The organism is Solibacillus cecembensis (genome assembly GCF_050272495.1).
In the GTDB taxonomy this organism is placed as follows: Bacteria; Bacillota; Bacilli; order Bacillales_A; family Planococcaceae; genus Solibacillus; species Solibacillus cecembensis.
In genome coordinates this window covers 64,270-74,385 of the sequence record NZ_JBNNMF010000023.1, presented here as the reverse complement: position 1 = coordinate 74,385, position 10,116 = coordinate 64,270, and the positions used below count along the sequence as shown (strand labels likewise).

The following is a 10,116-nucleotide window of genomic DNA, read 5'->3' as shown; positions in this document are numbered from 1 at the left end:
TATTTAAACAAATATGATACATATGACGCGTTGGAAGCAGCCATTGATACATATATTTCGTTCTATCATAACGAACGTTACCAAGAAAGATTAAAACGGCTTGAGCCCCTTAGAATACAGGGCTCAAGCCGCATAAAGAATTTTTATTATTCCCGCTGTCTACTTGACAGGGAGCAGTTCAGATTGTGGAAGGCTTCATATTAAGACGGGCTTGCTGCTACTTTCGCTTTTTCTGTAACAATTAATTTATATCCAGCAACGTATTTACTTTCAAATTTAGTAATTTCCGTATCATTATTAGATTTGGTATAAATAAAAGCACTTTTTAATTGCAGTTCTGCATACGATACAGCCTCTTTGATAGTATCTGAATTAAAATGATGCTCACCTATTTCATTTCCATTGCTACTTAGATATTTGATAATAATCATAAACTCACTTCCTTTCATTATACTTATTTCGACAAAAGGAAGGATTTACCTCTCACTACTCGTTACCATAAAAATAACGGCGGTCGAATAACAGCCTTTTGATATATTTTTGATAATTAATTTACGAGTCACCCAGGCATTTTGAAACGATTAAAGTCCAAAAATTGTTGACTAAACTAACCCATCTGTTACTTAAATAACTTAAGAATCTTAAATTTCTTTAATAAACTCTACTCTGTTTCCAAAAGGATCTCTAAACTCAAAACGTTCAAAGTTGGGAATTGGTACTGAATCCAATATTTTTATATTATTTTCTACCAATACACTTCTCCAATACGATACATCTTCAACCTGATATGCTAAGTGGCCTTTTGTTGATAATCTATCAAAGCCATCTTCTGTTCCCACATGCACCTCTTTATCGCCAACTTTTAACCAAAATCCCCCTCTGCCTTGAAGTGAAACTGGCTTTTCAATTTCTTCTAATCCTAATACATTACAATAAAAATTCTTACAGTCCTCTTCAGCACCTTTTGGAATAGTTATCTGTGCATGATGTAATCCCAGAATCATTTATATCCCCCCTAAGTATAAAAAAAAGATGTATTCTTACAATTACTAATTCGTTGTTTTGACAACAATTCCTTCTTCGTGAATAACCTGCACCCGGTGCAAATACAATTCTGACAATTAACTACAATTCAACATTTCATTAACTAAATACATCTTCTGTTTCTGCACAAATAACTTGAATGATATCCTCCCAAACTGTGCCGAACATCGCGATATAAATTGGATATTTCGGCACTAAAACTATCTCATTAATTTAAGTACAGTTATTCATATTCTAAATTTACTCTTATTAAATCAGCTTCATTAATTTAAATACAGGGCATTTTCAAAAATCCGTTCTTTGTTATAAATCAAAAATGTAAAAATTGCCCTTAACCTCTTTCTGCTATTCAACCTCTACCTCCACGTCTTCTTCTATCCATGTAGGGTAATAATTTAAATCGAATCGTAATGGGTTTTTAATAGTTTCTGACGGGAGTTCAAATTCAAGTTTTAAACCCTTTTCAGCAGTTTTCATCAAAGTTCCTTTTACATATTTTTTCCCCGGCAGATAATTAGTAAAATCATGTTTTATAAAAAATTCTTTCCCTTCACTATCTAAAAAACTTGAGGACACTGGCAGCTTGTAGTCTCCATCCATATTCATAATAAAGCTAACCTTGTTATTTTCTATTTCTAAATTTGAAAAAAGTGACTTCTCAGGTTGTTTGACAAATTTCTTTGATTCAGTATCGATTAAGATAAAAGCATCATCTTTATCAATTGCTTCTATTTTTCCAAACACTAGTTTTAGGTTATCAGATTTATTAAAATATGGGCTTTGCATTGTAATCGTCCATTCCGTTCCATCTAAATTTCTAAACGCAGTTCCTGTATTATTTAGAATCCATTCATCACCAATATCATTGGTAAACTTCAAATTATCAAATGAAAAGATCGTTTTTGAGTTATTCGGATCCATTTTTAATTTAACTTCTGCACGAATTGGATTGATTGTTACTTTTTCAACTATAATTCGTTGCCCTTCAATCGTAACTTCCTTATTTAAATCAATTGTTTTACTCGCTAGGTCAGTCTTTGTAAACTTAAATGGAATTTGGAACTGCTCAACTTTATCACCATTCTTCAAGCCAATTTTCCATAAAAGTTTACTATTAAACACTTTACGATCCCCTTCAATTTCAAGTGCTTCTATCGTTTCAAGTGTCATCATGGAGCTAAATACTTTTTCTTCAATTATTGGTGAACCCGAACCCCAAAATGTAGTATCATGTAGGGGGAAACTTCCATAATATTCATCAATTAACTTCAAATACTCGATTTCTAAAGGTAGGTTCTTCTTTTTTGATTGGACAGAGTAAAAAATAACCATCCCATTTTTGTCTGCAATTACGCCATCAAGGGTCACCGTAATCCCGTTCTTTTCTTGAGATAGATTCAATGATTGATAAAAGTCATTTTCAACTGTAGCGATTAGGCCCCTATCTTGTTGTATAAGATCAACTATGCGTTCCATCCCTGGTATAGATGCAACCTTGTTCGCGAACGCAGGAGATACAGTGACAGATGTGATAAACGAAATGAGCAGGATTGCGGCAACTACTATTGACCATGAACTCCGCTTTATTAACTTAGTTCTTTTTAACAATTTTTCTTTTTTAGCTTTCTCGAATCCACTTCGTACGGCAGCATGCAGCTTGTCCTTTGATACATCAACTTGATAAATTGATTTCTTTCTCTGTTCCAACTTCTTTTTTTCCTCCTCAAACACGTTTAACATCTCCTTTCTCTTCAAATCCTGCCCTAAGTGCTCGCAATGCTTTATGTAGCCGTGTTTTTATCGTACCTTCAGGGGTATTCCACATAACGGCAATATCCTTTATTTTTACATCTTCAAAGTATTTTAAATGCAATAACTCTCTTTCATAATCGGATAATGTCAAAAGTGCTTCCTCGACCTCTAAAAAAGTTAAATCTTCCGTTATTCCTTGCATGGTAAGTATACTTTCCTCCAACACTTCCCTCTTACTTTTCTTGATAACATCGTGACAATAATTCATCATGATTCGGATGAGCCAAGTTTTAAAATAGGCTGGTTCCTTCACCGTTTTTATACTTCGATAAGCCCTGTATGTCACTTCTTGGATAGCCTCTAGTGCATCTCCTTCATTTTTCAAATACGAAATAGCCGTTCGATATAATGCTTCTTCATATGAATGGATTAATGCTAAAAACGCCTCTTCTTCACCTTTAATCGCTTTCTTTACTAATATTTTTTCGTTCAAGATTTCACCCCATTTCATATGTCCCTATTAATTAGACATACAACTTCGAAAAAAGTTTTTAGAAAGTAGAAATAATTAATTTTTTGTATTTTAGGATAATTATAGAAAATTGAATTTTATTTCACTATCATCGCATTTACATAACAATGAATGCAGATTAAGATCCATCATTCGTGGTAAAATAAGGATAAAAATAACATCTATTTCGTTGAGGCGGGACTATTTAAATGCGCATTGAAACTGAATATTTGAGGGTAATAAAAAAAAGGTTCAAGGACGTTAAAAGTCTTGGGGATAAGGCAATTGAACAACTAGCAGAAGAGGATATTCATTGGGCATTAAATGAGGAATCGAATAGTGTCGCCGTTATTGTATCGCATTTAAGCGGGAATATGGTGTCAAGATGGACTGATTTCCTCCATTCTGATGGGGAGAAGCCTTAAAGAAATCGGGAACAGGAGTTTGTTGATAACATCACATCAAAAGCAGATTTGATTGAAACTTTAGAATTAGGATGGAATACACTTTTTGAAGCATTAAATAACTTAGAAGGAAAAGATTTATTAAAGGCTGTTTTGATTCGTGGGGAAATTCATTCGGCCATCGAAGCAATTGAAAGACAATTAGCCCATTATGCTTATCATATTGGGCAAATTGTTTATATTGGAAAACAAATAAAAGTGAGAATTGGGAAAGCTTAAGTATCCCCATAGGTCAGTCAGATTCCTATTTGAAGCAGATGCTAAAAAAACATCAGCCTGAGTGATAAAGTAAACAGGAATTTTAATAACATTTCAAACACATCAAATATTTTTGCTTATTTCCCGCGCAATACTTTTAAAATATTCAGTCAATTAATGTTTCAATATTTAGTTATCAACTAACCTTTGGACCCTCAATACAAAAATCTCTATCGAAATACTCATTTGTTTGTTGGAACTTTTGTGTGATACTATCATCAAATCAATAATGAAAGGAATTATGCAATGAATCGATTAATTCCGTATATCAGCTCAATACCGAGCTTGTAGGGAGTGCTGTAACATCCCTTGACGTTCCTTGCAAGCTCGGGTTTCTCAAGGGAGCTGATGTACATGAAAAACCGTTCGAAATCTTACACTCGCCATCATCGAGAGCGAATCATTCAAAAAAAATGGGCCATTTTAAAAAACGTTTTTCAAATGGAAAACGAGTTTCTACCCGTCCGTGGATCATTAAGCAAAGGAAAGGTCCACTGTTCTTGTAGGATGTGTCGCTATGAGCAATATCACGGTATTCCTAAAGCAAAATACAAAGTAAATTGGCGGGCGTTGCAGGAGGAAATAGACAATTAAGTCTATTTCCTTTTTTTATTTTCGAGCCTACAGTCCACCTGCTTTAATAACCTTTATTTACCGATATAAACCTGTTCTGAAAAAGCGATATCCATTGGAAATCCTTCCTCTTCAACTAAGTAAGAAATTACGTATGACCCTTCTGGTAATCCATAAAATACTCGTTCATAACTTTCATTTTCCTTTAATACTCCAAAATCAAGCTTTTTATTATCATCTACATTTCGAATTCTAAATATGAATCTTTCAGTATCTAAATACATCTTTTACACAATTAACTTGAATGATATAAACCACCAAACTGTGCCGAAAATCCCGATAAAAATTGGATATTTCGGCACTAAAAGCACCTCGTTGATTTAAGTACAGTTATTCATATTTTAAATTTACTCTTTTGAGATCAGCTTCATTCATTTAAGATAAAAGCATCATCTTTATCTATTGCTCCTATTTTTCCAAACACTAGTTTTAGGTTATCAGAGTTATTAAAGTAAGGATTTTGCAGTGTACTATTAAACAAGCTTTTTTAGTATGACTATTTCAACAAACTTAGAATAAATTCCTTCTTGAACTAACCTGCACCGTTAGTTTAAGTTTAAACCTTCACAATCTCAATAGAGTAAAGTCTATTGGTGCTTAATATCACCTTTAAATTAGCCTTTATAATGTCTCATAATAATTGTGTCAACTCGCGATGAGAGCAGGTTCGTTTTGGGGTAGTGGTTGGCGGAATTCCGTGATGCCACGCCGGTTTTACTTTTTTTTGCATTGGGTCGACTTTACTTCGAAGAAAGTGAGAGCAAACCAAAGCCATCAGCCGTCAATCCATTCCGAACAAGCGGAGCGATTCGGGCTGAATTGACCCCTTTCCTCCCCTAAGAGTGCTTCCGAGTAAAATCCTGTCCTTTTTACGGGGTTTGTCGGAAGGAAGGGGGCGGTTTTTGTGGCTTGCATACTAATTTGGATCTTGTTTTTTGATTTCCCTTTGTTTTCAGTGACATTTTATTAAGAAGTGAAGATTTATTTGAATCAGAAGGGCAAATGAAAAGTGGAATTGTATTTTGTAAAGGTTTACATTTGACTAGGCGAAAGTAAAGGTCTACTTGATTCAGAAGACCGGAAGAAGAATGTTTTGACGTCTCTAATTATTTTAATACGGTATTTTTAATCTTCAATTAATCGAGTAGGTTCATTCATAGAAGTCGACTTTTTCTTAGCAGTTCTTATGCTATTTATTGCTAAGCTAAAGGTAACCGCGACAATGAAATTAACAAATACGGCTAACATTCCAGTATTTATATCATTTAAATAGCTAGGAATATTAGGGAAGAAATTGACCAACTTCATTCCTGTAACGGAATTGTATAGAACAAGTGTCACTCCTACAACAATCCCAGCCATTATCCCATACTTATTCATAAAGCGAGAGTTAACGAAGCTGAATAATAATGCTGGAACAAGTTGAGTAATCAAGCTATAGGACATAATATTCAGTATTGCTAGTGCCTCACCACCTGTGATAGTGAAAATATATGCAATAATAATGATTACAAACACAAGTAGTTTGGATACTAGTAATTGTTGGCGATCCGGTGCTTTAGGTTTTACTATACGGTAAATTCCTGTCATTAACCCCACGGAAGAAGACATCAACATGACAGAAGCCGGTACCAAAGCGGTTAATAATCCAGCTGCACCTACAATACCAACTATCCAAGGGTCAAAGGTTTGCATGGCTAAACGTAAAAGGGATAAGTCTCCATCGGCACCTTGTAAGCCAGGAACTTGTACGATTGCAGCAAAGCCAATGAAAAAGGCAAATAATAAAAGCAATGTATAAATAGGTAATGTGATTGCATTTTTCTTTAAAACCTTTACACTGCCTGCAGATAAAATAACAGAAAATGATGCAGGTAATAAGTAGAATCCAAATGCGTTTATAATGATCGTTGAAGCAAACCAAACTACACTTAGTCCCTCTTTTGGTAAAGTTAAACTTTCAGGTTTGATAGCTTGAACGGATTCGAACATATGTTGTATACCACCGAAGTAGTGATAAGGGATGTAGAGACCTAAAAAAGCAATTACTACTAAGATTAGAATATCTTTGACAACGGCTGTCCATGCCGATCCATGAATACCGGAAATGACAACATAAATAGTAACAATAATGGCACCAATAGTACTCGCAACTAATGGACTAATGCCACCATAAGAAGCTTCAGATACGATAATACCTAAACCTTTTAACTGAATTACAATATAAGGAATAGTAGCAATTGTCCCTAACAAAGCTACAATTACACCTAGAAGAGGGCTCTTATACTTAGCAGAGAAATAACTTGGCTGTGAGATGATATTATTCTCTTTAGAATAACGCCATATTTTTGGAATTAACCAATAGGATAAAACGTAGGCTAAAGTAATATAACCAGGGACATAGAAAGCAGCAGCTCCTTTGGAATAAGCCCAACCACTGCCTCCTAAAAAGGTGAACGTCGTATATACTTCCCCAGCGATTAGTAAGAAAATAAATAGAGCGCCAAATCCTTTATTACCTACTGCAAATTCATTTACATTCATTTCTTTCCCTTTTGTAGCTCGAATCCCTAAAAATAAAGCAAGTGCCGCAAAGAAAAAAATAATAACCAAGGCAATATTCATGAATCTGCTCCTCCTTCTTGATTATCTGGATCTAACTTGTAGACAATCAGCAGAATAAGAGACGATAAAACCATCCAAAGGGTAATCCAAAACAAGATAAATGGTAAGCCAAACACATAAGGTTCAACCCTGTTCGCCCAGGGCAAGCAGAATGCCATACCGATAAAGGGTATAAAAAGCAACAATTTAATATGTTTCATGAAGACCCTCCAATTCAGAATTATAGTTTTGTAGCGATATTATATAAGCTACTTCGTCTATTGCGATCTTTTACTGTTGTGGCTGCTCCTGTAAGACGATTTTCATACAATGCTTGTAAATCTAATGTAGTTGTAATAACAGCTGTCCCTTCTTGATTAGATTCAGCTAATACGCCATTAGTAGTCCAAGGCTCATCACAGGGAGATAGAATTGAAGTTGTGCCATAACCATCTTGTATGATACCTGCCTCCTGTCCAACAGTCGGGCAATGTACGACGTAAACTTGGTTTTCAATAGCCCTTGCCTGTGCACAATGCCTAACGCGCCAATATCCATACTTTGAAAATGTATAGGAAGGGCAGAAAATAATATCTGCCCCTTTTTGTTGATAAATTTGTGCAATTTCAGGAATTTCAATTTCGTAACAAATGGCGATTCCAAACTTTATGGGACCAATACTAAATACTTCAAGGTGATTTCCTTCTATAGTGTTCCAATTAGCCTCAGCCGGGAAAATGTGCGTTTTGCGATGGGAATTTACATTTCCGTGAGAATCGAAAATATACGCTGTATTATAGACACCTTCATTTGTCATTTCTAATGTAGTACCAGCAATAATAACTTGTTTTCGATCTTGAGCTAGTTGTTGAAATAGCTCAAGATATTTTTGTGTGAAATTAGTGAGGTTTTGAAAGTCCTTTTCAATATATGAATCGTATTCTGGAAGTGAAGTTAATAGCCCGATAGTGAACAATTCTGGTAATAAAACATATTCACTTGTAAGTGGTATTTGTTCGAATGTTGCTAATACCTGCATTTTAAAATTATCAAAACTACTTACTTTTTTAATTTCAAATTGACAACTTGAAACGGTTACTTCCATTATGATTCCTCCCTAAATAACTGAAAGTGACTGTTCGTAAACGATCTCACCATCAATCATTGTTAATTCGATACCTATATCTTTAATGTTAGAAGATTTTGTTGAAAGTATTGAACGGTCTAAAACAATTAAGTCTGCTAACTTACCTACTTCTAGGCTACCTTTTATCTGCTCATCAAAACTTGCATAGGCTGCATTATACGTATATAGCCTAATCGCTTCTAAAAGTGAGGTTTTTTGTTGTTGCCCAAACGGCGTACCTGTTTCCACTTCTCGGTTAACTGCTGTGTGTAAGCCGATAAATGGGTTGACTGTTGTCACAGGTGCATCAGACCCTGCTGCGCATATGATGCCTTGGTCAATAAAGTCGCGTGCTGGGTACATATAATCCGTACGTTCACCATAATTATGAATGTAGATTTCTCCAAATTCATATGGGAAAGGTGGATTCGGGATCGGAATCATTTGCAATTGCTTGATTCGTTCTTGTAAATCTGGCGGTGTTACCCCACAATGTTCGATACGATGTCTGTGATCGTCTCTAGGTGACTCTTTTAATGCACGCTCAATGACATTTAAATACATTTCAATGCCCTTGTCGCCTTGTGCATGTACAGTTACTTGATAGCCCAGTTTATGTGCTTCCCCAAGTACTTCATATAATTCTTCTTCAGAATAATACAAAATGCCATTATTATTTGGATCGCTAGTATAGCCCTCTCTTGTCGCAATAGTTGGGCCTGTACTACTACCATCCGTGAATAGCTTTGCCGGACCCACTTTAAAGAAATCATTCCCTGTACCCGTTACGACGCCCGACTTCATCATATTTGTAGTAAATTCCTTACAATCATTGATGGCTCCAATTACGGCGTAAATTCGAATTTTTAAATCACCACGATTGGAAGCAAGTTGCATCAAGCGATAACTTTCTTGATCGAACGTTCCAGCCTCGTGAACGCTCGTAATCCCCTTTTCAAAAAAGTGTTGTTGAGCAATTTGCATCGCTTGTTCCAATTCTTCAGGCGTATAGCGAGCAACTTCATTAAATCGCATATAAGATCCTTCAATAAGGCGTCCTGTTAATCGCCCTAAAGAATCTTTTTCAATAATGCCTCCTTGGGGATTCGGTGTATGTTCATCAATTTGCGCTAATTTTAATGCGAAGCTATTCACTAACCCAATGTGTCCACACGTACGGGTAATAACGACTGGGTGGTCTTTGGAGATGGAATCAAGCTCTTGTAGCGTCGGGTAGCGCTGTTCTTTGATTAATGTTTCGTTATAACCCCAAGCACGAATCCATTGGCCTTTAGGAGTTGTTTTCGCTCGCTCTGCCAAGGATGACAGTACATCTTCAATGGATTGAATTGCAGGATCTTTACAGCTAAAATTCAGTTGAAATACCCCGTATAGCACTAAATGTAAATGTGCATCGATGATCCCTGGCATTAGTGTTTTTCCATCTAAAGCAATTATTTTCGTGTTCGAATCAATTAAATGTTCAATTTCTGAAGTAGAACCAACGGCCATTATTTTGTTTCCAGAAATCGCAATTGCTTGTTTGACAGAATCATTTTTATCCACTGTTATTACTTCACCATTAATAAACACAACAGAAGCCTTCATTTATATTCCTCCTCAATTTTTGTTACTCTAAATTTATTATTATTTCTGAAAATCCCAAATTTATATAGTGTTAAATAGATAGTATTTCATTATAGTTTTGTGCTATTAATTATTGT

General features: G+C 35.3%; 10 protein-coding genes and 1 pseudogene. 2 read left to right on the top strand and 9 right to left on the bottom strand.

Annotated features, from left to right (window positions below; translation table 11 throughout):
- Positions 1–200 precede the first annotated feature (200 nt).
- The 4 genes from ACQKIH_RS18020 to ACQKIH_RS18005 form a co-directional block, all read right to left on the bottom strand.
- On the bottom strand, positions 201–431 hold the full coding sequence (locus tag ACQKIH_RS18020) for a hypothetical protein (RefSeq protein WP_427768117.1): 231 nt from the start codon (positions 429–431) through the stop codon (positions 201–203).
- 210 nt (positions 432–641) lie between these two features.
- Positions 642–1,004 (bottom strand): VOC family protein, encoded by a 363-nt coding sequence (locus ACQKIH_RS18015; protein WP_427768116.1) that lies wholly within the window; start codon positions 1,002–1,004, stop codon positions 642–644.
- A gap of 385 nt (positions 1,005–1,389) precedes the next feature.
- Positions 1,390–2,775: a DUF4179 domain-containing protein gene (locus ACQKIH_RS18010; protein WP_427768115.1), complete on the bottom strand. Its 1,386-nt coding sequence runs from the start codon at positions 2,773–2,775 to the stop codon at positions 1,390–1,392.
- Entirely contained in the window at positions 2,768–3,289 is a 522-nt protein-coding gene (locus ACQKIH_RS18005; protein ID WP_427768114.1) for a sigma-70 family RNA polymerase sigma factor, read from the bottom strand. Before ACQKIH_RS18005 ends, ACQKIH_RS18010 begins: the two co-directional genes overlap by 8 nt.
- A gap of 227 nt (positions 3,290–3,516) precedes the next feature.
- Here ACQKIH_RS18005 and ACQKIH_RS18000 point away from each other — a divergent pair.
- Both ACQKIH_RS18000 and ACQKIH_RS17995 read left to right on the top strand, forming a co-directional pair.
- Positions 3,517–4,055: pseudogene (locus ACQKIH_RS18000) on the top strand (DUF1572 family protein).
- Between the two features lie 328 nt (positions 4,056–4,383).
- Positions 4,384–4,623 (top strand): hypothetical protein, encoded by a 240-nt coding sequence (locus ACQKIH_RS17995; protein ID WP_427768113.1) that lies wholly within the window; start codon positions 4,384–4,386, stop codon positions 4,621–4,623.
- Between the two features lie 53 nt (positions 4,624–4,676).
- On the opposite strand, the gene ACQKIH_RS17990 is transcribed toward ACQKIH_RS17995, so the two are convergent.
- The 5 genes from ACQKIH_RS17990 to ACQKIH_RS17970 form a co-directional block, all read right to left on the bottom strand.
- On the bottom strand, positions 4,677–4,886 hold the full coding sequence (locus ACQKIH_RS17990; protein ID WP_057989142.1) for a hypothetical protein: 210 nt from the start codon (positions 4,884–4,886) through the stop codon (positions 4,677–4,679).
- Positions 4,887–5,787: 901 nt separating this feature from the next.
- On the bottom strand, positions 5,788–7,287 hold the full coding sequence (locus ACQKIH_RS17985) for a sodium:solute symporter family protein (protein WP_427768112.1): 1,500 nt from the start codon (positions 7,285–7,287) through the stop codon (positions 5,788–5,790).
- Positions 7,284–7,487, bottom strand: coding sequence for a DUF3311 domain-containing protein (locus ACQKIH_RS17980; protein ID WP_057989146.1), 204 nt, complete (start codon positions 7,485–7,487; stop codon positions 7,284–7,286). The genes ACQKIH_RS17985 and ACQKIH_RS17980 overlap by 4 nt, the downstream gene beginning before the upstream one ends.
- 20 nt (positions 7,488–7,507) lie before the next feature.
- Complete coding sequence (locus tag ACQKIH_RS17975) at positions 7,508–8,371, bottom strand: nitrilase-related carbon-nitrogen hydrolase (protein WP_427768111.1); 864 nt, start codon at positions 8,369–8,371, stop codon at positions 7,508–7,510.
- 12 nt (positions 8,372–8,383) lie between these two features.
- Positions 8,384–10,000 carry an amidohydrolase gene (locus tag ACQKIH_RS17970; protein WP_427768110.1) on the bottom strand — a complete coding sequence of 539 codons (1,617 nt, stop codon included), beginning with the start codon at positions 9,998–10,000 and terminating at the stop codon, positions 8,384–8,386.
- Positions 10,001–10,116: the final 116 nt, after the last annotated feature.